Genomic DNA, 21164 nt, shown 5'->3' with positions numbered 1-21164 from the left:
ATGGACGGTAAGCCCAGCTTTCCTCTCGGACCATCATCACTGACGGAAGCGCTCTACGAGTCGGTCCGCAAACGCATCGTCAACGGCGACATCGCCCCGGGGGAGAAGCTCACCGAGATCCGGATCGCCAACGAGTACAGCGTCGCACGCCCCACCGCAAAAGCCTGCCTCGAACGGCTGACCGCGCTCGGGCTGCTGCGCCGTACCACGCACAAGACCGCCGTCGTCCCCAAGCTGGACGAGGCGGAGATCCGCGACCTCTACTTCAGCCGCGAGACCGTCGAACGGGCGGCGGTCGTGGCGCTGGCCCGCGCCGGCACGGTGCCGCCCGAGGCGGTGCGCGCCCAGGCGGCGATGAGGGCGGCGGCCGGCGACGCGGCCCAGCACGGCTCCGACCAGGGATCCCATGCCGGGGCGTTCGCCACTCAGGTCGAGGCCGACATCGCCTTCCACTCCGCGCTGGTGGCCGCCGTCGGCAGCCGCCGCCTGGCGCGGATGCACGAGGTCATCCTCGGCGAGGTGCACCTGACCATGGGCCAGTTCCAGGCCCACCGCACCACGAACCCGATGAACGTGGCGCACGAGCACGACGACATCCTCAAGGCCATCGGCGACGGCGACCCCGAGCGGGCGCAGCAGTGCCTGGCCCACCATCTCGACCAGGCCCAGGGGCGGCTGCTCGGCCAGCTGCGCCGCGAACGATCGGAAGAGGCCCACGCGTGACCAGGTGGAGCGTCAACTGTTCCCTCCTCTACACGGATCTGCCGCTGCTGGAGCGGCCCGCCGCGGCGGCGGCCGACGGGTTCACCGCCGTCGAGTTCTGGTGGCCGTGGCCGGTGGCGGTGCCGGACGACCGTGAGGTGGACGCGTTCGTCGCCGCGGTCGAGAACGCGGGCGTGCGGCTCACCGGGCTCAACTTCTTCGCCGGCGACATGCCGGGTGGTGACCGCGGCGTCGTGTCGTGGCCGGGCCGCTCGCGCGAGCTGCTCGACAACATCCCCGTAGTCGCCGCGATCGGCGAGCGGCTCGGCTGCCGCGCGTTCAACGCCCTCTACGGCAACCGGATCGACGGCGCCGGCGCCGCCGAGCAGGACGAGCTGGCCGCCGAGCTGCTGACCGCCTGCGCCAAGGGCGTCTCGGGCACGGTGCTGCTTGAGCCGGTCAGCGGCGCGCCGCGCTACCCGCTGCTGACGGCCGCCGACGCCGTGGCCGTGCTCGACCGGCTGCCCGACGTGCCCAACCTCGGGCTGCTCGCCGACTTCTACCACCTGGCCGTCAACGGCGACGACGTGGCCGCCGTCATCGACCGGCACGCCGCGCGCATCGCCCACGTGCAGATCGCCGACGCCCCTGGCCGAGGTGCGCCCGGCTCCGGCGAGCTGCCGCTGCGGCAGTGGATCGACGACGTGTACGCCGCCGGATATGACGGATATATCGGCCTGGAATACCGCGCGGAAGGGCCCGGCGCCTTCGCCTGGCTGCCGAGCGAGCAGCGCGCCGCAGACCCGGCCCCCGGCACGCGGCCATGAACGCGACCCCGCCCACGGCCCGCGACGCCGCCCCGAACGCGACCCCGCCCACGGCCCGCGACGCCGCCCCGAACGCGACCCCGCCCACGGCCCGCGACGCTGCCCTGAACGCGACCCGCGACGCCGTACCTGACACGGAAGGATCTTTCACGTGAGCGCCATCGCCTTCATCGGCCTCGGCATCATGGGCTCGCCCATGGCCGTCCACCTGGTCAAGGCCGGGCATGCCGTGGCCGGGTACAACCGGTCGCCGGACAAGGCGAAGCCGCTGGCGGAGGCCGGCGGGCGGGTGGCCGGGTCGGTCGCCGACGCCGTGACGGGCGCCGAGGTCGTCGCGCTCATGGTGCCCGACTCGCCTGACGTCCAGGACGTGCTGACCGGCGACGACGGCGTGTTCGCGCACGCCGCCCCCGGCACGCTGATCATCGACTTCTCCTCCATCCGCCCCGACGTCACCCGCGAGCTGGCCGGGGAGGCGCACCGCAGGGGCCTGCGCTACCTCGACGCCCCCGTCTCCGGCGGCGAGGCCGGCGCCAGGAACGCCGCCCTGTCGATCATGGTCGGCGGCGCGGCCGGCGACTTCGAGGCCGCGCGGCCGATCTTCGAAGCGGTCGGCAAGACCGTCGTCCACGTCGGGCCGAGCGGCTCCGGCCAGACGGTCAAGGCCGCCAACCAGCTCATCGTGGCGGCCAACATCGAGGCGCTGGCCGAGGCCGTGGTGTTCCTGCGGGCGTACGGGGTGGACCTGGAGGCCGCGATGGACGTGCTCGGCGGCGGCCTGGCCGGCTCCGCCGTACTGACGCAGAAGCGGGCCAACATGACCGGGCACTCCTTCGAGCCCGGCTTCCGCATCGCGCTGCACCACAAGGACATGGGCATCGTCACCTCTGCGGCCCGCGAGGCCGGCGTGGTGCTGCCGCTCGGGGTGCTCGTGGCCCAGCTCGTGGCCTCCGCGAACGCGAGCGGCGACGGCGGGCTCGACCACTCGGCGCTGCTGCGCGGCGTGGAGCGCCTCTCCGGCACCGCGTAGCTGGAGCTCCCGGTATGGGGAGCTCCGTGGACGTCACCGTAAGCGACAAGGAGGCGCACCTTCTGGCCACTTAGGGGATTGTGTCCGTAGTCGTGGGCCATGTTCTCTTCGCGATCATGGCCCACGTACGCGCAGCCGTCACCTTCCTGACCCTGGTTCCGGCGGCCGGCGCGACCGTCGCCGCCTCGGTGCCGGTGCTCTCGTCCGCGGCGGGCGGTGAACCGGCCGGCGCCGAGTGCCGCACGTGGACACCGCGGGAGCCCTCGGAGGTGATGATCGTCCGGTGCCGTGAGCGCACGTAGCGCTCAGGCCATCCCCACTGGCCAGGCAATCGACGGGAGTGGGCGCGGAGGTCAGCGCGTGCCCCAGGGGGTCGAACGGGCCGCCGGCCACAGCCTGCCTCGCGAGGATCAACGCGCTCTCGCCGTAGGCGGCGGCGACGGGCGGCGAGCAGCGACCGTGCAGTCCCTTACCCATCGCGCAGGACGTCTCTCCCCGGACCTCAGGATCCAAGACGGTCGCATCGTGGCAGAGCCGTAGGTGGCGCGACGACGTCTGGGTGGAAGACTTCTTCGATGGAGCAGAGGGGTCGGCCGCTGTTGATGATCAGGTACGAGCACCAGAGGCTGGGGCGGGCCGTGCTGAAGGGGTCGGGCGCTCCCCACGACCAGGGCCGTACACCTCGGTGGAGCAGTTCCCGGCGCTGTTCGACCTCTGACAGCAGGTAACCGATCGGGATGTCGGTGCCGAGGTCGATGTCGGCCATCAGGGGGTGTCCGGGATCGAGGACGACTTTGTTGGCCGAGATCACCGTTCCCGTTTCGACCAGGATCAGCTGGGATCGGCGGAGGAGCACGGTGTCGTCCGTAGCGGCGTGCAGGCGGGCGCGCACTGCGGGGGAGACGGTACCTGCCGCCGGCCGCCGGGCCTGCAGGACCACTCGGGCTTTGAGCTGCTTACCGAGCAGGGCGGCCAGGAAGCGAGTGGTGGAGCCGTCGAGACTGGTGAGGATGTCGGGGATCCTTCCAGCCTCGTGTCGGAAGAGGAGGTGCGTGGAGGTCATCGGGGTCCTTAATGACGTGCCTGACGCGGCCGGACGTGCGGCGGCAGCGGACGGTGACGGCGAATGTGTCGTTGGTGCGAGCTGGCCGACGCGGGGAGCGAGGTTGTGCGCCGGGCATGTATTCGCTACGGAGAGAAGGTAAACGCCGCGGTGTTGACCCGGTTGTGATTCGGTTGTTTCCGGGTCATGATCCGGTTCGGACTTGCGCAGTATTATCATCGCTGCTCAGCTTTGGTCTGATCGTTCTTGACCGTCGATAGCCGATTCGCCCCGCATGGAAAAGACGAGGAGGCTCGTGATGCGATTCGTCGTCCTGGGATCAGTTGGAGTACAGCAAGCCGGGGAGACGGTGGAGATCTCCCGCACCCGGCGCCCTCTGCTGGCCACATTGCTCCTGGCCGGGGGAACTGGAGTCACCGCACAGACGTTGATGCAAGCCGTCTGGGGAGACACTTATGGGCGGGAAAACTCGCTGAAAACAGCATTGTCACAGCTGCGCCGCCTGATACCGGGTCGCATTGCGAAGGGCGGCCCGCGGGGTTATCGCATGGAGTTACAGCATGATGACACTTTCGACCTCGCGGAGTTTCTCGCGCTCACCGAACAAGGGCGTGAGCAAACGGCGGTAGGCCATCATGCGGAGGCGGTGACGTCCTTACAGAAGGCTCTGGCACTTTGGGGCGACCCGCCGCTGGCTGACGTACCGGATGACCCGCCGCAGGTGGCCACATGGAGACGGGAACTGCTGTGGAAACGCAAGGTCGCCCAGGAGCAGGTGCTGGAGTTGAGGCTGCTATTGGGGGAGGATCACCAGCTCCTGGGGGACCTGCGCAAGGAAATCGCTGAGGATCCGCTGTCCGAGACGTTGAACGCCCTGCTGATGAAGGCGCTCTATCGGGCCGGCTACCGTATCGATGCGTTGCACCAGTACGACAGCCTGGCCGCGCTCCTGGCTCAGGACACCGGTGCGGAACCCGGGCTGAACCTCCGGCGGCTGCGGGACGAGATCGCCTCCGACGATCTGTTAGGAACGTCCGGCCCGCGGCCCTTGACGTCCGCTGTCACCGCGGACGACCGCCCCTGTACGCCGGTTGCTCTGGGACCTGGGGGACTGCCCCCGGCGCAGCTGCCGCCGGCAGTCACAGACTTCACGGGGCGGGAGGACGAGGTACGGCAACTGAAGCGATATTTGTCCTCCGCGCGTGACAGCGACGGTGTGCCGATCGCGTCCATCTGCGGACCACCTGGCGTCGGCAAGTCGGCGCTTGCGCACCTCGTCGCGCACCTCCTGCGCCCGGTGTTCCCGGACGGGCAGATCTACGTGCACATGGGCGTCACGTCGGAGCGCCCCCGCGAGATCGGCGACGTCCTGGCTGAGGTCCTGTCCGCGTTGGGAGTTCCTCCCACGGGTCTGCCGGCCGGTGTGAGCGGACGTACCGCGCTCTACCGCTCGTTGATGGCGGGCCGGCGGGTGCTGGTCGTCCTCGACGACGTCATCGGCATCCAGCAGATCCAGGCGCTGCTGCCGGGGACGTCCGGGTGCGCGGTGCTGGTGACGAGCCGCTCGCATCTGGTGGCGAGCACGGCGATGCGGGTGGTCAGGCTGAACCCGCTGTCGAAAGAGGAGTCCGTCAGCCTGCTCAGTGACATCGTCGGTGCTGACCGCGTTGAAGCCGAGCCGACGGCCGCGGCGGACATTTGCGCCGTCTGCGGTGGTTTCCCGCTCGCGGTGCGCATCGCCGGGTCGCTGCTGGCAGGGCAGCCCGCGTGGCCGTTACGCACGTTCGCGGAGCGGCTGCGTACGCGCTCCCTCAGCCTGCTGCGCGGGGATGACCTGGGGGTCGAAGCCAGCATCCGGGGCAGCGACGAGGCCCTTCCAGGGGATGCCCGCCGGGTCTTCCGGCTGGTGTCGATGCTCGGGCACGGATTCGCCGGATGGGAGGTGGCCATGCTGGACAACAAGAAGGTCGCCGACCTGGAGGGCGCTCTGGAGCTGCTCACCCGGCACAGCCTGCTGACCAGCGTGGGCGTGGACGCGTCGGGCCAGCTCAGGTACGGCCAGCACGAGCTGCTCCGCTCGTATGGTGCGGCGCGTCTGTCCGAACGGCCCGATGAGCAGGATTCGGCGATGCACCGGCTTCTCCTGGGCTGGCTGGAACTGGCGGATCTGGCCGCTGCCCAAATCGCCCGCGAACCGTACCATCCACCTGTCAGAAGGCTGGACATCACGATGTACGCCGCTACCACGGTCAGAGAGATGATCGCTGCGGACGTCGACGGCTGGCTGGCCACCGAGGTGGGCAACCTCCTCAACGTCATTCGCATCGCCTGCGAGCGGGGAAAATACCAGCAAGCTCTCGGAATCGCCCTGAGAGTGGCTCCGTATCTGTATCGGGAGAGCCGGCACCAGGAAGCGGAGGACATGTGGCGCCGCATTCTGCAGGCGATCACACCGGACTACCCTCGGTTGCAAGCAGAGGCACGCCATCGCCTCGCCTCCTTGATCATGAGTCGCCCGCGAGGTCCACAGCGGGCTCTGCCGCTGCTCGACGAGGTCTTGGCCGCGCGTGAGAAACATAAGGACTACCAGGGGTTGGCCCGCACCCTGGGCGTGCGTGCCGAGTGCCGCCGCAGGGAGGCGCTGGATCAGCAGTCCGCGACCCTGCTGAGAAAAGCCGAAGTGGATGCGCAGCGAGGGCTGAGTATCGCGTGCGGCGAAGCTCGCGACCAGTACACCGAGCTCGCCTGCCTGCGCGCACTCGCCCTGATCGCCAGCGCCCGAAATGAGCACGGGCGGGCGCTGGGGTTGGCCCAGGACATGGTGCGTGTTGCGCACAAGGTGGCCCCCAACGCCGTACATGCCACGTACCATGCGTGGGCCCTGCAGGCGCGGGGGGCCATGATGATCGCCGCCGGCCGACCCGAGCAGGCGCTCGGCGAGCTGGACCAGGCCCATGACCTCAGCCGGCAGGCGCGGCACCGAGCCGGCCAGGCACGGGCGAGCGAGCTGGCGGGGGACGCGCTGGCCGCGCTCGACCGCGACCAGGAAGCCGTGCAACGCTACGCGCAGGCTGCTGCCGCCTTCGATGAAGTGGGCTTGGCCGATGAGGCGGACCGGTGCCGCCGCAAGAACGGGGACGCGAGAGCGGAACCAGGCTGAGTCGATCGGTCGCCTTGTTACGCGGGCCGTGTGGTTGTGCCAGCGGTTCGGATCGTCCACGTCTCGGCGGCTCGCCGCGCGTTCTCGTCTACGCCTTCTGCGCGACGCCACCCAGGACCCGAGCCGTGAGGCGGGTGTAGTCGTCGGTGACGTGGCCGGGTTGCCACCGCTGCACGTCCACCAGCCCTGGCTCGAGAAGGCTCCAGCCGGGCTGGTCGAAGAACCGGGCGATCTCCTCGACGGTCCGGTAGGTGACGGGCGTGCTGAGGCTTTTGGCGTTCGCGGCCATCATGATCTTGTAGATGCCGGGATCGATGTCGGTGCTCGACACGTGTGCGAACACCATGTAGCTCTTGGGCGGCATCGCCTCCATGAGGCGAAAGACGACGCCGTACGCGTCATCGGCGTCGGGCACGAAATGCAGTACGGAGCACAGGACCAGCCCCCAGGGCTGGTCGACGTCGAAATGGCGAAGCGTGTCGGGATGCGTCAGGATGCCATGAGGATCGCGGACATCCGCTTTGATGAAACGCGTCTGCTCATCACCGACCAGGAGCGCCTCCGCCTGGGGGAGCACGCTGGGGTCGCTGTCGACGTAAATGGTGCGAGCGCCGGGATTGATGGATTGGGCGACCTCGTGCACGTTCTCCTGGGTAGGCAGTCCCGAGCCGACGTCCAGGAACTGGGAGACGCCTTGCTCGGCCACATGGCGTACGGCCCGGATCAGGAACTGACGATTCGCTTGCGCGATTTTCCCCAGGTCCGGGTCGTAACGCAGTCCTTCGGCTGCGGCGTCCCTGTCCACCTGAAGATTGTTGGTGCCGCCCAGGAAATAGTCGTACATGCGGGCCGCGGAGGTCGGTTGACGGTCGTCTGACTGCTGGTGCGGGCGCACAGTGCTCCTCGATCTCGACAGCGCGGGCATCGGACCGAAGCATGATCGTAGTGCCATTCGCGCGGCTTGACGAGATCGTCATTGCGGTGGTGAAGGTGGGCGCTTACCGCGCTTCGCGGATTGCCACCGAAACCCATCCGGACCACAACGCCGCCGCAACCTGAACAACACCACTGCGTCCTACGTTTCCGGGCGTGATCTCTCAACAAAGGCTCACCGGCGAACACGGAGGGCGGCACGCCCGGCCCAGATCTGGTCTGCTCATGCTGCGGCTGGTCGCCGGAGCTGTCACCGCTCTGGTGATGGCCGACACGGTCGGTACCACGCTGACCATGCCGACCCTGAGTCGTGACCCGGTCGTCCGGGCGGTGCCGCTCAGCGAGCTGAACCTGCTGACGACGGCGAACCTCGCGACGATCGCCGCGTTGCTGGTCTCCGGAGGACGGCTCGCGGATCTAATCGGTCGGCGCATCGTCCTGGCCGTCGGTGCGGCCGCCTTCGCGGTGGGAGCGCTGCTGGTGACGTTCAGCCCGTTCTGGCCGGTGTTGCTGGCGGGGCGGCTGGTCCAAGGGGCGGGGTCCGCCCTGATGCTGCCGGCGGCACTGGGGCTCCTGCTCGGCCAGTGCGACGAGCGGCGTCGCCCCGGGGCGGTGGCGTTGTGGGGCGCGGCCACGGGAGTGGGCGGGCTGGTCATGCACGCGGCGGGTGGGTTCTTTCTGGACGCCTACGGGTGGCGCCTGCTCTATCTGCCGCTCGGCCTGACGGCGATCGCGCTGCTCCTGCTGGTCAAGGTCCTGCCCACGGCACAGCTACACCGACACAGGGCACCGGACCTGGTCGGAACGCTGTCACTGATCACCGCCACTGCGGCGCTGGTGCTGGTCGTCACCTACGGTGCCCGATGGGGCTGGACCTCGCTCATCGCCCTCATCACCACGATGACGATGATATCGGCCGGTGGGCTGGCCCTGGCTCGCTCGCGTCGTCACCCTGCGGGGGCGATCGACGTGGAGCTGTGGCGCTCACCAGAGGTGAGGTGGGGGGCTTTCATTTCGCTGCTGTACGGGGTGATGGCCTTCGCGCTGCTGAACCTCGTACCGATGGCGCTGGGCGAGCAGGGGCTCTCCACCGGCCGGATCGGCCTGACGCTGGCTCCTCTCTCGGCAGCCGTCACCCTCGCCAGTCCGCTGGTCGCGCCCCTGGTCCGTCGCGTCGGCCTGCTGCCGACGGTGTACGTGGGCGCCTTCCTCAGCGGTACCGGCTTCCTGCTGCTGATCGTCGTACCGGTCACATCAGGACCGGGCCTGGCGACGCTGATCCTGCTGGGCGTCGGCTTCGGGCTGGTGAGCACCACGGCCACGATCACCGGCACGCTCGACACCGGCACGGAAGGATACGCCGCCGCGGTCGGAACGCTCACCACCGCGCGCATCCTCGGCGGAGCGATCGGATCAGCGGCCGCGGCCGCCTACCTGACTGACCTTCCAAAGCCAGCTGCCCTGGCCTATCACGACGTCATCGCCGGCGGCATCGCCGTGTCCGTGCTCCTGGGCACCTGCGCCCTGATCCGGGCCGTACGGCAACGCCGTCCGACCGTACCGGGACAGCATGCAGCACTGCAGGCAGAGGTCGAGCGGCTCCGCGCGGCGCTCCGACGTCAGCAAGTCCGCCTGCGCACCATCGCCCGCACAGCCGAGGACGAACTCACCGCCCTTTCCGACCCCCGACGCACCCGCCCACCCGCACCCGACCCCGTCGCCCCACCCGAAGGAACCGCATGACCGTCACCGAAACTCTCACCCCGCGGCAGCACCGCACGCCCTACCCGCCTCCCGCCACGCACAGCCCGGCTGCCTCCACCACCTGGGACAGCCGCCTGGACACCGTGCCCTTACTGCGTGCCACCGACGTCCGCGCCATGGAACGGCTACGCGCGATCCGCGACTGCGCCCAAGACGGGCTCGCGGACATCGACGCCGTACTCGCCAACCCTCCGACACCCGACCAGGACGGAACACGATGACCCCGCCAGCACCCCTCACTCCTACGCGGATCGCCGCCGACGTCGCGGAGCTGCTGGCCGCACTCGGCCTACGCACCGTGTTCAGCACTATCGACGACGCCTTCCCCGCACTCGCCGACACCCTGGCCCGGCACCAGGTGCGCCTCGTCGGGGGCCGGAACGAAGCGGCAGCAGCAGCCATGGCCGTCACCTACGCCCGCACCGGCCACCAGCCCGCACTGCTGCTCCTCGAACAGCCGCACGGCTGGGCAGCCGCCGTGCCCGGCCTCAACCTGATCGACTACGGCGACATCCCGCTGCTCGTCCTGTCCCCGGAAGTGCATTCCGGCGACCTGGCCGCCTCCCCAGCATCGACCCTGCACCTACCGGACAAGCAGCAGGTGAGCGTCATGATCACCCGAGCCGCCCGTACCGCGCAGGATCACCACCGCCCCGTGCTGCTCCGGACCGGCCCGAACGCGGCGGCGGCCGACGAATCTCCAAAGGCCCCGACACCCGACGCCACGGCACTGAAAGATCTCTCAGCCCTGCTCCTGAAGGCGCATCGTCCCATCTTCATCGCCGGTCGTGGCGCCGCCTCGGCTGCCGCACCACTCGAGCGGCTCGCCGAGCAGGCAGGCGCGTTGCTGGCCACGACGCTCGGCGGGCACGGAATGTTCAGCTCCAATCCCTGGAACATCGGCATCGCCGGAACGCTCGCATCCCCCGAAACGGCCGAACTGCTCGGCGCTGCTGACCTGGTCGTCGCATGGGGATGCACGCTCGACACGTGGACGACCCGCCGCGGGACCCTGCTCTCACCACAAGCCCGGCTGGCGCAGATCGACATCAACCCCGCCGCACTCGGCCTGCACCACCGCATCGACCTCGGTGTGGCGGGCGACACCCGCCACACCGCCGAAGCACTCCTGCCGGCCCTGCCGGAGCAGCGGACCGGCTACCGGAGCGCGACCATGCGACAACGCGTGCTCAGCCGGCAGAGCCGAACCTACGAGGCGGTTCCCGGCCGCATCGATCCGCGGTCGTTCTTCCTGCTGCTGGATGCGCTGCTGCCCGCCGAACGCACACTCGTCGTCGAGCAGGGCACCGCGATGGGCCCTGCGGTCAGTCACCTGCGCATACCGGACGCGGCCGGCTTCTGCCTCGTCCCGGCACCCGGGCTCGGTCTGGCCGGCGGCATCGGCGCGGCGTTGGCCAGACCGGACCGGCTCGCCGTCACCGTCCTCGACGCGGGCAGCGCGCTGATGGCGGTCGAAAGGGAAACGGCGGCCGGTCTCGGCGCGCCCCTCCTGATCGTCGTCTGCGACGAAAGCGCGGAGCACGCACCGGCCGGCGACCTGATCGCTGGCTGGACCAGCGCCGTCGTACGCTGCCCGGCCGACATGACCGCCGTCTCCGCCTGGCTGGGCGGACCCAGGAACCACCCACTGCTGCTGCACGCCAAAGTCACGCGCATGGACTGGTGGCTCGCCGAACTCGCCGCCACCTGTCGGCCGGAGGGAACCCGATGACCTGCCTCCACCCCGCACCCGCACTTTCGGAACCCCGCATGACGAACGAGGACTCGACCGCCACGATCCCCGCAGCACAGCCGCACCCCACCGGCCTGGCCGGTCAGGCCGCCCTGGTGACCGGAGCGGCGAGCGGCATCGGCGCGGCCGTCGCCGCCGCCCTCGCGCAGGCAGGAGCCGCCGTCACGGCCTTCGACCTGAACGGGGAACGCGTCCGGCACGTCGCCGCGCGGCTGACGGCGGCCGGCCACACCGCCACCGCCCGACAACTGGACGTCACCAATCCCTGGGCGGTCGAGGCCGCGCTGGCACTGGCCGAAGCCGAGCACGGGCCGCCGAGCCTCCTGGTGAACGTGGCAGGCGTCCTGCACCGGGGGAGTACGGTCGGCCTTCCGGACGAGCAGTGGCGGAACCTGTTCGCCGTGAACACCGACGGTGCCTTCCACGTCTGCCGTGCCGCCGCCCGGCGCATGGTCCCTCGCGACGGTGGCTCGATCGTCACCGTCACCTCCGACGCCGCCTGCGTGCCACGCGCCCAACTGGCCGGATACGCCGCCTCCGTAGCCGCCGCCACCATGTTCACCCGCTGCCTCGGCCTGGAACTGGCTCCCTTCGGCATCCGATGCAACGTGGTCGCGCCAGGCTCCACCGGTGAGCCCGCGGGCGAGTTCCGGTTCAGTCGGCACGCCACGCCTGAAGCCGTGGCGGACGCCGTGCTGTTCCTGCTGTCGCACCAGGCGCGGCACATCACCGCACAGGTCCTTCCGGTGGGCGCCACCACAGACCTCAATCTCTGATCCACCCAGCAGTCGCGACCAAGGACAAGGGATGGCACCTTCACTGATGCCGGCACGCGGGCAGACACCGATCGCACATTTCCGCCCCACGGACACGCTGTTCTCAACCCCCACCTACACGCTGCTGGCCAAGGGCGGACGCGCCCTCACCACCGTCAGCCTGCCCGACCTGCCGGAGGCGGTTCCCAAGGCCCTGACCGGGCACGGCAGAACCGGCCTGGTCATCGGCGCCATCAGCTTCGACGGCTCCGCCAGCCGACTGCGGTTCGCCGAGCGCGTGACCCGCCATGAGCCGTTGACCGTACGACCCTGTCTCCGCTGCGCCTCCGCCGTCTGGCGCGTCGCCGCCAAGCCCAGCGCCGAAGATCACATCGCAACCGTACGGCTGATCCGCGATCGCATCGCGGCCGGCGAAGCGAACCGCATCGTCCTGGCCCAGACATTGACCGCGACCGGCTCCCATGGCCTCGATGTGACGGATCTCCTGATCCACTTGAGCGGCCGGGCACCGTATACCTTCGCTCTGCCACTCGGCCATGGCCGAACCCTCGTAGGGACATCTGCCGAACTGCTCATTGCTCGGCACGGCCGTGCACTCACAACCCACCCCCTGGCCGGCGCAGCACCGCGCCACCCCACTTCATTCGCCGACCAGAAAGCCGCCCGCGACCTGCTGAACTCGAGGAAGAAGCGGTACGAACACCGGCTCGTGGTGGAATCGGCAGCAGCCACACTCGCCCCCTTCTGCCGCGATCTGCGCGTGCCGAAGCAGCCCCAACTCCAGGCGACCGCGACGATGTGGCACCTCGGCAGCAGAATCACCGCCACTCTCACCGACCCGCCTCCCACCTCCCTAGGGTTGGCCGCCGAGCTACACCCGCCACCCACCTCCTGCGGCACCCCCACCCAGGCCGCCCGCACTCTCATCACCGAGCTCGAACACGGTAATGGAGTCAGACGCGGCTGGTACGCCGGCCTGGTCGGCTGGCAGAACGCCGCCGGCGACGGCGAATGGGCACTCACGCTCTGCTGCGCCGTCACCGAAAGCCCGCGACGGCTGCGGCTCTGGGCCGGCGCGGGCATCACCGCGGCCTCGGAACCGGCGGACGTCCTGCTCGAAACCAGCACCCAGCTGGCGACCATGCTTCAAGCTCTGCACGCCATCCCACGGTTGCACTGAACCGATCCCCGAAAGGAGCCCCGCAGATGTCGTTCCTGCCCGCCGTCCCCTCCTACCCCCTGCCCCACCTGCCCGCCGACGCGTTCCCCGACTGGTCCCTGGACCCCCGCAGAACCGCGCTGCTCATCCACGACATGCAGAACTACTACCTGCGCCCCTTCGCCCCCGCCGCCTCACCCCTCGCCGACCTGCTCGCCAACGCGGCAGCACTACGCGAGACGTGCGTCGAAGCGAACATCCCCGTGCTGTACTCAGTGCAGCCTGGCGGCCAGGACCCCGACGAGCGCGGCCTGTTGACCGACCGATGGGGCAACGGCCCCGGCCCCGACCCGGCCGACACCGACCTCCCGCCCGTGCTCATTCCGAACCCATCCGACCGCGTCATCATCAAGTCCCGCTACAGCGCATTCCACAACACGAACCTCGACGAGGCCCTCACTCACCTGGACTGCGACCAGTTACTCATTTGCGGCGTCTACGCGCACATAGGAGTACTGGCCACCGTCCTGGACGCCTTCATGCGCGACATCCAGCCCTTCGTCATCGGCGACGCCATCGCCGACCTCTCGGCCCACCATCACGCGATGGCCCTCAACTATGTCGCTTCCTGCTGCGGTCGCGTGGTCTCCACCAGCCAGGTCAAGGGCGCTCTGGGAACGAGGACCGTCCCCACGTCGTGACCCCCACCTGCCCGGAGACCCGTCATGGAACCAGCCCTGAACGAGGACGCGCGAGCAACCGTCGACCGGTTACGCCACCGTTATGGCGCCGTCCTGTTCGACTACTGCCACACCACACTCGCCACGGCCGACGCCGAACTGGCCGCCTGCGCCGCGCTCACCAGCGCACACGCCCACGCTGACCGACTCACCGAACGCCGATACCTGCGAGCCTGGCTGTACGCCCTGGCCCGCGTCCACTGCACGACATCCTCCCGCCCAGCATCCTGGCCCGGGATCACCGCCGCACCCCTCCTGCGCGAAGCAGTGAGGGCACTACCGGCAACTCAGCTCGAAGTGCTGAATCTGTCGGTTCGGCACGGCCTGTCCGACCTAGAGATCGCCACGATCTTCGACGCCGGCGCCCTCGAGATCGAATACCTCGTCACCAACGCGATCGACCAGATCGACCGGTGGATCTCCACCAACGTTTACCCCGACCTGCCCGACGAGCCCGCGCCACACACCGCGCGCGCCCTCCTCACCGCCCTCCCCATCGCCGACGAGCCACCCACCATGACGGCCCGCTTGGCCTCGGCCCCACCCCTCGGCGCCGACACACGATGGCGCGCCGACGGCTTCCCTGAACAGAAAGACCCCTTCACCTTCGCCCCCGTACGACGCCACGAGGCGGGGGAGACGACCACCCGCCAGGACGACTTCCGAGCCTGGGAACGGCGCAGCCGCCGCACCGAGGAGTTCTGGACCCGCCGCCACGACGAATCCAACCCCGAAGCACACCTCTCGCTCCGCCCACTCGCCCCCGCCCTACGCGTAGGAGCCATGATCACAGCAGCCGTGACGAGCATCCTCGCCGCTGGTGCCCTCTGGTCGTGGCTCCAACCAGAATCCCGCCCGACCGACGTACACCCTGCGGCCGCCCCGGCCACCATCACTGTGCAACCCAGCCAATCTCAGCCCGCACCTCTCATCGAGGAACCTCCTCCCAACCGACCCACCACGCCGGCCCCAACAAAGAAACCCACGGCAACGAAGTCACCCTCACCAACCCCCACCAAGAAACCCAGCCGAGCCGTACCCGGAACCCACCCCGCCCCAGAAGCGCGCATCCTGGGCGGCCCACAAGACCCACCCACCCAAGACGACCCCACCCGCAGCCCGCGCAAGCTCCCCAAACCACCACCCCCCACAGCGAGCCTCGCACCATCGACCCTGGCCCTGGGCACCACCCGCAGCGGCACCTTCAGGCTCGCCTGCACCGGCACCTGCCAGGTCGTCTCGGCAACCGGCTCACCTGGCATCACCGTCTCCGGCACCCGCGTCACCGTCTCGGCACCCACCTCCCAGCCCGGCTGCGCTTCCTCCACCGAGAACGGCACCGTCACCATCTCCTGGACCGGCACCACCACCGGCGACGGACGCACCAGCGCAGGCACCACCACCGCCAGCGGCGCCCTCACCCTCCGCGTTACCTGGACGGTCGAAGCCGACCGGGGCTACTGGGTCGCCACCGGACCGGTCAGCCACGTGGGCGACAGGCAGGGCTTCTGGATCAACTGCCCCAGCTGACGAACACCGACGAGGACACCAACGTGAAACACGCACTCGGCAGCATCACCCGGCGAGAACGACGCTTCGCCGCCGCCGGCGTCATCATCGCCCTGACCCTCCTCTTGCCGGTCGTGGCCGTCGCCGAGCCTGGCCTGCTGCCCGGCACCGGAGACCCCGCACAACCCGGCCTTGAACTGGCCCTCGACGTCGAACGCGGCGACTCCTGCCGCGACACCCTGCCCGCCGACACCCCCACCTACGTGGTCTGCCGCTGGCTCAATCCACCCCAGGACGCCGCACAAGTCGCCACGTTCTGGGCAGCCGACGACGGAGCCAACCTCAAAGCCGCACAACCCCTCCCCGCACGGTACGTCCGCTGCAACCAGAAGACGGACCTGTCCACCTCCAGCTCCTGCAAGGGCGGGGAAACACTCTGCGAGCAGCTCCCCGACGACGACTGGTACCAGTGCACCGACCAGACCACCGGACAAACCACCTATGAGCGGTACGTCAACGGAACCAGGACCGTCCGCACCACCCCGCCCACCACCGCCACGCCCAAGGCCACAATGACCTCAGCGCCGGCGAGTGCCGAACCCACAGCGACGCCCACAGCCTCCACCCCGCTCCCGACCATCAGCACCGAACCCATCGACCCCACAGCCACAGCCACAACCCCGACACCCCTGCCGACCGTTAGCGCCGAAACCACCTCCTCCGCCGGCACTGGACCGCTCGCCAAGGCCGTCAGCGCCGCCCGCTCCACTACGCAACGGCTACGCATCTGGGTGGAAAGCGACCTGGCCGACGACTACGCCGCAGGCGACCCCCAGTTCACCACCGCCCTGAACGCCCTCATCGCAGCCGCGAAGCACCCCGGCGTCACCGGCGTCAAATTCGCCGACAACCTCGCCTACACCAACTTCACCCGCGCGCAAGACGTCACCCGTTTCCTCAAGCGAGCCAGCGCCGCCCTGCGTGCGGCCCTGCCCGGCAAGCGCCTGAGCATCGGCGTGGTCGTCCCCGAACTAGGCTGCGGATCCGCGAAAGCCTGCATCCAGGAGATGCGCACCAAAGCCCCACTCGCCACCAAGGAAAACGTCACCCGCTACCTCAAGACCGCAGCCGTCGACCGAGTCGAAGTCTCCACCGGCCTGTTCGGCCGCACCTACGCCCGGCACAAAGTCCCTGACCCGAAGACCGGCAAACCCACCCCGATCACCCCCGCCCTGGCCGCCCGCGCACAGTGGATGAGCATCAGAGCCCTCGAATGGGACACTCTCACCCAGATCGGCGCCCGCGAATATGGTCTGGCCCACGCCGGCGCCACCTCACCCTGGGACAAAGCCACCGCTACCGCCCAGATCGACGCCCGCATCGGCACCGCCATCGCCTTCGGAATCCCCACCATCACGCTCTGGGGACACAAGACTGCCGACGGCGACCAGACCTACCGCCTGCTCGACGCCGACCTGACCCCCAACGCCGTCTGGACCGCCCTCACCACCCAGCGCTTGCGCGGACGCCTCGCAGTCATCCTCGACCCCTCCTCCACCGAACGCGGCGTCACCACCGACCTCACCGAACTCGCCAAGGTAGCGAGCGACGTCTTCATCCTCACCTGACCACACAAGCACCGATGCGCCACGACGACCCACCCGAGCTGCCCGACAACCACCTCTTTCCGGGCTACGAAGGGCCACGCGGCTTCGCCGACGCCCTCGACGGCGGCTACCCCATCGAAACCGACCTCGAAACCCCACCCCACAAGCCAGAGAAGGACCTGGGACCTCCCGCCACACCCATCAGAGGCGGTCCACTGCACAACCCCCTACCCCCGCCCCAACCCCGCCGCTTCTCCGAAGACGACTGGTACGCCCCAGAACCTGCCCGCGCCCGCTGGAAGATCGCCGTCCCCATCGCCGTACTGATCGCCAGCGTCGGATTCGGCATCTGGCTCGCCATTCCCACGGACAATCCTCCACCACGAGCCATCCCGGCCACTCCAACCGTGACCATCACCCCTGACCTGCCCATCAGATCGCTCAGCACGACACCAACGGCACGCCGTACCCCCACCCCACACCGCTCGACCCAGACCAGCACGCCCCCGTCCGTGACCCGCTCGCCCAAGCGACCCGCAACACGCCCTTCCAAGCGCCCGCAACCCACCGTCACCATCACCACTGCCGTGACCATCACGCTCCGCCCCCGCACCCCTCCGTCGGCACAAGGCCTCGAAGAACCACCGCGCACCACAACCACCGAACAAGCCTGCCTGACCTGGGACGACTGCCACGACGACCCTCCGAAAGGCTGACCAGTGCCACCTATCCGAGCCGTTGCCAGGGCCCGATGATGATCCAGCCCGCACCGACCCTCATCTCCTGGCCCGTAACCACCGTCGCGGCGGTCCTCATCGCCGCCGTTTTTCTCGCCATCGCCTTGGATCGGCTGCGCAACCCTCGCCGCCGCCACGGCCTCGCCCTGTGGTGGCGGCTGCGGTGGCGCCTGTACCCAGGCCGCGGCTTCGCGCGCAGGCTCGAACTCCACTTCCACTACGGGCTCCCCGCCGCCCGCAAAGTGGCCCGCCGAGCCCGCCCCTCCCTACGCGGCTGGTGGGCCAGACACGTCGTACGCCGCAACGAGATCGCCCTGTTCCTCGGCTGGGCCCAAGGCTGGATCATCCGCTTCCGTACCTACGCCACCCTCGAAGACCACATCCTCTGCCTCGCCCCACACAAAGAAGGAAAGACCGCCCATCTATCCGGCTGGGTCATCGACGCCCCCGGCGCCGCGGTCGTCACCAGCATCCGCGACGACGTCGCCGAACTCACCGCCGGCCTCCGCAGAGGCGAAGTGCACCTCTTCAACCCCGAACGCTTCGGCTCCTACGCCTCAACCGTGCGTTGGTCACCCGTACGCGGCTGCCACGACCAGTCCACCGCCATCCGCCGCGCCGCCACCATGGTCGCCGCCACCGAAACCGGCGGCCTCACCGACCAGGCCTTCTGGACCAACCAAGCCGCCATGACCCTCGCCGCACTCCTGTACGCAGCAGGACTGGAAGACCTGTCCCTGGAACACGTCGACGCCTGGACCCTCAACGAAGACCCCACCCCCCTGAAAATTCTCACCCGCCACCGTCCCGGCCACGCCACCGACCGCGCCGCAGCCCTCGTCCGCCGCTACCACAACCTCCACGTACGCACCCGCGACTCCATCTACCTCACCCTTCGCCAGGTCCTGCGCTGCATGGACGACCCCGACATGGCCCACATGCTCTGCCCACCACCGGGAGAAGGCCTAGACGTCCCGGACTTCCTCCGACACCGCGGCACCCTCTACCTCGTCTCCGGAGACAGCGCCAACCCCGCGACTCCCATCCTCTTCGCCGCCTTGGTGGCAGAAATCCACCACCAGGCCCGCATCCTCGCAGCTGGCCGCCCCAACCGCCGCATGGACCCACCCCTGACCTTCATCCTCGACGAAGCCCCAGAAATCTGCCCCATCCCACAACTGCCCGGTTGGGTCGCCACCGCCGCCGGCTCCGGCTTCACCTTCATCATCGCCGGCCAATCCTGGTCCCAGTTCAAGCACCGATGGACCGAACACGGCGCCAAAACCCTCTGGAACAACTGCAAAGCCAAAATGCTCTTCGGTGCCACCTCCGACCCCGAAGACCTCAACGTCATGTCGAACCTGTGCGGCGAAATCGCGCTTCCATACCGAGAAAAGTCCGTCGACGGCTCCGGCAGGCCCTACTACACCCGCCGCTGGGAAACCGTCCCCGTGCTACCCCCCGAACAAGCCCGCAGACTACCGACCTGGCGCGCCCTGGTAGTCCGCCGCAACGCCACACCCACCATCGTCCGCGTCGAACGAGTCTGGAAACGAGCCGACTACAAACGCTGGAGAGCCAAAAACGGCAAAATCTCCTTCCCGCCCCTCACGTCCACCAAAACGGAACCCCAACCCCCGACTCCACCACTGCCAGCCTCCACGACACAGCCTCGCGCACTCCGCCCCTGGCATACCAAACGCCCCTCGCACTGACGCTGCCCATGACCCACCCCGGTATCCCCACCGCCGGCGACCCCTCCGACCCCGAACATTCACCCCACTTGCCGGCTGACCCACCCACTCCCACAGGCCCGACCCGCAACCTCCAACCACCACCCCGCCCCTGGTGTTGGCCCAAGATGCCCCACCGCCGCAAAGCCGACAAGCTCGGCGAACTAGGGGACTGGCTGACCCAAGTCCTCTTCGGCTGGCCCGCCGCCCAACGCGCCATCGCCCCCTGCTGGCCCCGCCACTGGGACGTCACCGAAGAGCTCAGCATGCTCTACTGCGCCTGGAAAACCGCCTACCTATGGGAAGGCGCATCCGCAAACGACGCGTGCGAATACCTCGACCGCTGGCTACCCAACGCCCTTGAACGAATCGAAATCAGGCTCCGCCCATGCGGACAAGGCCACCAACCCGACGGACCACGACGCGATGACTCCACGGTGGTGGCGCTCGTACAGGAGGAACTGCGCTGGCTTTGATGCGAAACTACAAATCATTGCGGACGCGCCTCCTACCGTCAGGCGGTTACACCGGCCCCCACCGTTGGGCGCCGACGCGCCGGCGCACGTTCATGCCAGGTGCTGTCACTTCTCACGGACTGGATCCCGGCTCGCGGCCACAAGCGCGGTCAGAACTCACAACCCTATGGGACGTAACCGCGACCCCTCCGGGCGGTCACTTCTCGCGAACGAAATCAGGTGGGAGGCGTACTTCCCGGTGGTCCGCGCAGGAAGTCGCCCACCTCGGCTTCAACAGCGGTCTGGATGATCAGGCGAGCATCGAGTGGGCGACGTCCTCGATCACATCGACCAGATCGCGATCGGAGGCGAGCAGGGCGTCGATCGCGGCGCGGGATAGCCCGAACGGGCGGTAGCGTGCGTGCCACCCTCGTCGACCATGGTCAGGATGAACGGGTCCTCGCCTCAGTGACCGCCTGAGGCTAGAGTGCCATCCGTGGCAGGTAGGCTCACCGTCCGGACACCACATCTGACCTGCACATCTGCACTACCGGCGGACTGCTGCAAAATACGTATTCCAAGCCTGCCAGATCAACACTCTGACCTGCAGCTTTACCGTGGGGATCGCTCATCACCCTGGAGGGATCGCAACGGTTCAACGCTGCGGCGTTGGTGAAGCTGGACGCGGGGGGATCGCTCATCACCCTGGAGGGATCGCAACACGACGGCTCCGCCGTGGGTGACGAACCGGGCGACGAGATCGCTCATCACCCTGGAGGGATCGCAACGGTTCAACGCTGCGGCGTTGGTGAAGCTGGACGCGGGGGGATCGCTCATCACCCTGGAGGGATCGCAACTCGGGGTCGAGCGCGACGACGTTGATCAGGTACGGCGGGATCGCTCATCACCCTGGAGGGATCGCAACATGGGGCGCTGGCCACCATGGTCGGCAACGGCAAGATCGCTCATCACCCTGGAGGGATCGCAACGGTCTCCCTTGTCGGAGGGTCTGGAGGTCTGGGTTCGGGATCGCTCATCACCCTGGAGGGATCGCAACTGGCCGACGGGTGGTCTTGCTGCCACCGGTATTTGATCGCTCATCACCCTGGAGGGATCGCAACAAATGCTCCGACACCCAGTCCGGGGTCAGCTCGCCGATCGCTCATCACCCTGGAGGGATCGCAACGGTTGATCATCTCCGACATGTCGTACGACG

At 68.8% G+C, this 21164-nt stretch carries 19 protein-coding genes and 1 CRISPR repeat array; of the genes, 17 read left to right on the top strand and 2 right to left on the bottom strand.

The window, feature by feature from the left end:
* The 4 genes from ACFFR3_RS19150 to ACFFR3_RS19135 all read left to right on the top strand — a co-directional run bounded on the left by ACFFR3_RS19150 (window position 1) and on the right by ACFFR3_RS19135 (window position 2861).
* Window positions 1-723 (top strand): GntR family transcriptional regulator, encoded by a 723-nt coding sequence (locus ACFFR3_RS19150; protein ID WP_364385668.1) that lies wholly within the window; start codon window positions 1-3, stop codon window positions 721-723.
* Window positions 720-1529, top strand: coding sequence for a hydroxypyruvate isomerase family protein (locus ACFFR3_RS19145; RefSeq protein WP_345408542.1), 810 nt, complete (start codon window positions 720-722; stop codon window positions 1527-1529). Before ACFFR3_RS19150 ends, ACFFR3_RS19145 begins: the two co-directional genes overlap by 4 nt.
* 151 nt (window positions 1530-1680) lie before the next feature.
* Window positions 1681-2559 carry a 2-hydroxy-3-oxopropionate reductase gene (locus ACFFR3_RS19140; RefSeq protein ID WP_379483552.1) on the top strand — a complete coding sequence of 293 codons (879 nt, stop codon included), beginning with the start codon at window positions 1681-1683 and terminating at the stop codon, window positions 2557-2559.
* Between the two features lie 92 nt (window positions 2560-2651).
* Window positions 2652-2861 (top strand): hypothetical protein, encoded by a 210-nt coding sequence (locus ACFFR3_RS19135; protein ID WP_345408540.1) that lies wholly within the window; start codon window positions 2652-2654, stop codon window positions 2859-2861.
* Between the two features lie 200 nt (window positions 2862-3061).
* On the opposite strand, the gene ACFFR3_RS19130 is transcribed toward ACFFR3_RS19135, so the two are convergent.
* Window positions 3062-3622, bottom strand: a complete 561-nt coding sequence (locus tag ACFFR3_RS19130) for a chorismate pyruvate-lyase family protein (protein WP_345408538.1) — start codon at window positions 3620-3622, stop codon at window positions 3062-3064.
* Window positions 3623-3920: 298 nt separating this feature from the next.
* Here ACFFR3_RS19130 and ACFFR3_RS19125 point away from each other — a divergent pair, with 298 nt between their 5' ends.
* Window positions 3921-6782 carry an AfsR/SARP family transcriptional regulator gene (locus ACFFR3_RS19125; protein ID WP_379483551.1) on the top strand — a complete coding sequence of 954 codons (2862 nt, stop codon included), beginning with the start codon at window positions 3921-3923 and terminating at the stop codon, window positions 6780-6782.
* An 88-nt stretch (window positions 6783-6870) separates the two neighbouring features.
* Here ACFFR3_RS19125 and ACFFR3_RS19120 read toward each other — a convergent pair whose 3' ends face one another.
* Window positions 6871-7677: an SAM-dependent methyltransferase gene (locus ACFFR3_RS19120; protein WP_379483550.1), complete on the bottom strand. Its 807-nt coding sequence runs from the start codon at window positions 7675-7677 to the stop codon at window positions 6871-6873.
* Window positions 7678-7718: 41 nt separating this feature from the next.
* Here ACFFR3_RS19120 and ACFFR3_RS19115 point away from each other — a divergent pair, with 41 nt between their 5' ends.
* From ACFFR3_RS19115 to ACFFR3_RS19060, 12 genes are all read left to right on the top strand, one after another.
* Window positions 7719-7841, top strand: a complete 123-nt coding sequence (locus tag ACFFR3_RS19115; RefSeq protein WP_345408528.1) for a hypothetical protein — start codon at window positions 7719-7721, stop codon at window positions 7839-7841.
* Window positions 7842-7940: 99 nt separating this feature from the next.
* The gene (locus ACFFR3_RS19110) at window positions 7941-9458 is read left to right on the top strand and encodes an MFS transporter (RefSeq protein WP_379483549.1); all 1518 of its coding nucleotides are present in this window, start codon (window positions 7941-7943) and stop codon (window positions 9456-9458) included.
* Window positions 9455-9700, top strand: coding sequence for a hypothetical protein (locus tag ACFFR3_RS19105; RefSeq protein ID WP_345408522.1), 246 nt, complete (start codon window positions 9455-9457; stop codon window positions 9698-9700). The genes ACFFR3_RS19110 and ACFFR3_RS19105 overlap by 4 nt, the downstream gene beginning before the upstream one ends.
* Window positions 9697-11211 carry a thiamine pyrophosphate-binding protein gene (locus ACFFR3_RS19100; protein ID WP_364385647.1) on the top strand — a complete coding sequence of 505 codons (1515 nt, stop codon included), beginning with the start codon at window positions 9697-9699 and terminating at the stop codon, window positions 11209-11211. The genes ACFFR3_RS19105 and ACFFR3_RS19100 overlap by 4 nt, the downstream gene beginning before the upstream one ends.
* Before the next feature lie 38 nt (window positions 11212-11249).
* On the top strand, window positions 11250-12008 hold the full coding sequence (locus tag ACFFR3_RS19095) for an SDR family NAD(P)-dependent oxidoreductase (RefSeq protein ID WP_345408518.1): 759 nt from the start codon (window positions 11250-11252) through the stop codon (window positions 12006-12008).
* Window positions 12009-12039: 31 nt separating this feature from the next.
* A complete protein-coding gene (locus ACFFR3_RS19090) occupies window positions 12040-13188 on the top strand; it encodes a chorismate-binding protein (protein ID WP_364385644.1) in 1149 nt (382 codons plus the stop codon).
* 26 nt (window positions 13189-13214) lie between these two features.
* Window positions 13215-13868 carry an isochorismatase family protein gene (locus ACFFR3_RS19085; RefSeq protein WP_364385641.1) on the top strand — a complete coding sequence of 218 codons (654 nt, stop codon included), beginning with the start codon at window positions 13215-13217 and terminating at the stop codon, window positions 13866-13868.
* A gap of 24 nt (window positions 13869-13892) precedes the next feature.
* Complete coding sequence (locus ACFFR3_RS19080) at window positions 13893-15437, top strand: RNA polymerase sigma factor (RefSeq protein ID WP_379483548.1); 1545 nt, start codon at window positions 13893-13895, stop codon at window positions 15435-15437.
* Window positions 15438-15460: 23 nt separating this feature from the next.
* A complete protein-coding gene (locus ACFFR3_RS19075; RefSeq protein ID WP_379483547.1) occupies window positions 15461-17044 on the top strand; it encodes a hypothetical protein in 1584 nt (527 codons plus the stop codon).
* A gap of 14 nt (window positions 17045-17058) precedes the next feature.
* Complete coding sequence (locus tag ACFFR3_RS19070; protein ID WP_379483546.1) at window positions 17059-17739, top strand: hypothetical protein; 681 nt, start codon at window positions 17059-17061, stop codon at window positions 17737-17739.
* Between the two features lie 35 nt (window positions 17740-17774).
* Window positions 17775-19475: a type IV secretory system conjugative DNA transfer family protein gene (locus ACFFR3_RS19065; protein WP_379483545.1), complete on the top strand. Its 1701-nt coding sequence runs from the start codon at window positions 17775-17777 to the stop codon at window positions 19473-19475.
* 146 nt (window positions 19476-19621) lie between these two features.
* Window positions 19622-19969, top strand: coding sequence for a hypothetical protein (locus tag ACFFR3_RS19060; RefSeq protein WP_364385629.1), 348 nt, complete (start codon window positions 19622-19624; stop codon window positions 19967-19969).
* A 601-nt stretch (window positions 19970-20570) separates the two neighbouring features.
* Window positions 20571-21134: direct repeats of the CRISPR family, unit length 30 nt; unit sequence GATCGCTCATCACCCTGGAGGGATCGCAAC.
* Window positions 21135-21164 lie beyond the last annotated feature (30 nt).

The sequence above is a fragment of the Nonomuraea salmonea genome (assembly GCF_042428605.1).
GTDB lineage: Bacteria > Actinomycetota > Actinomycetes > Streptosporangiales > Streptosporangiaceae > Nonomuraea > Nonomuraea salmonea.
The sequence above is the reverse complement of the archived record's forward strand: the minus strand, read 5'-3'. Positions and strand labels throughout refer to the sequence as shown.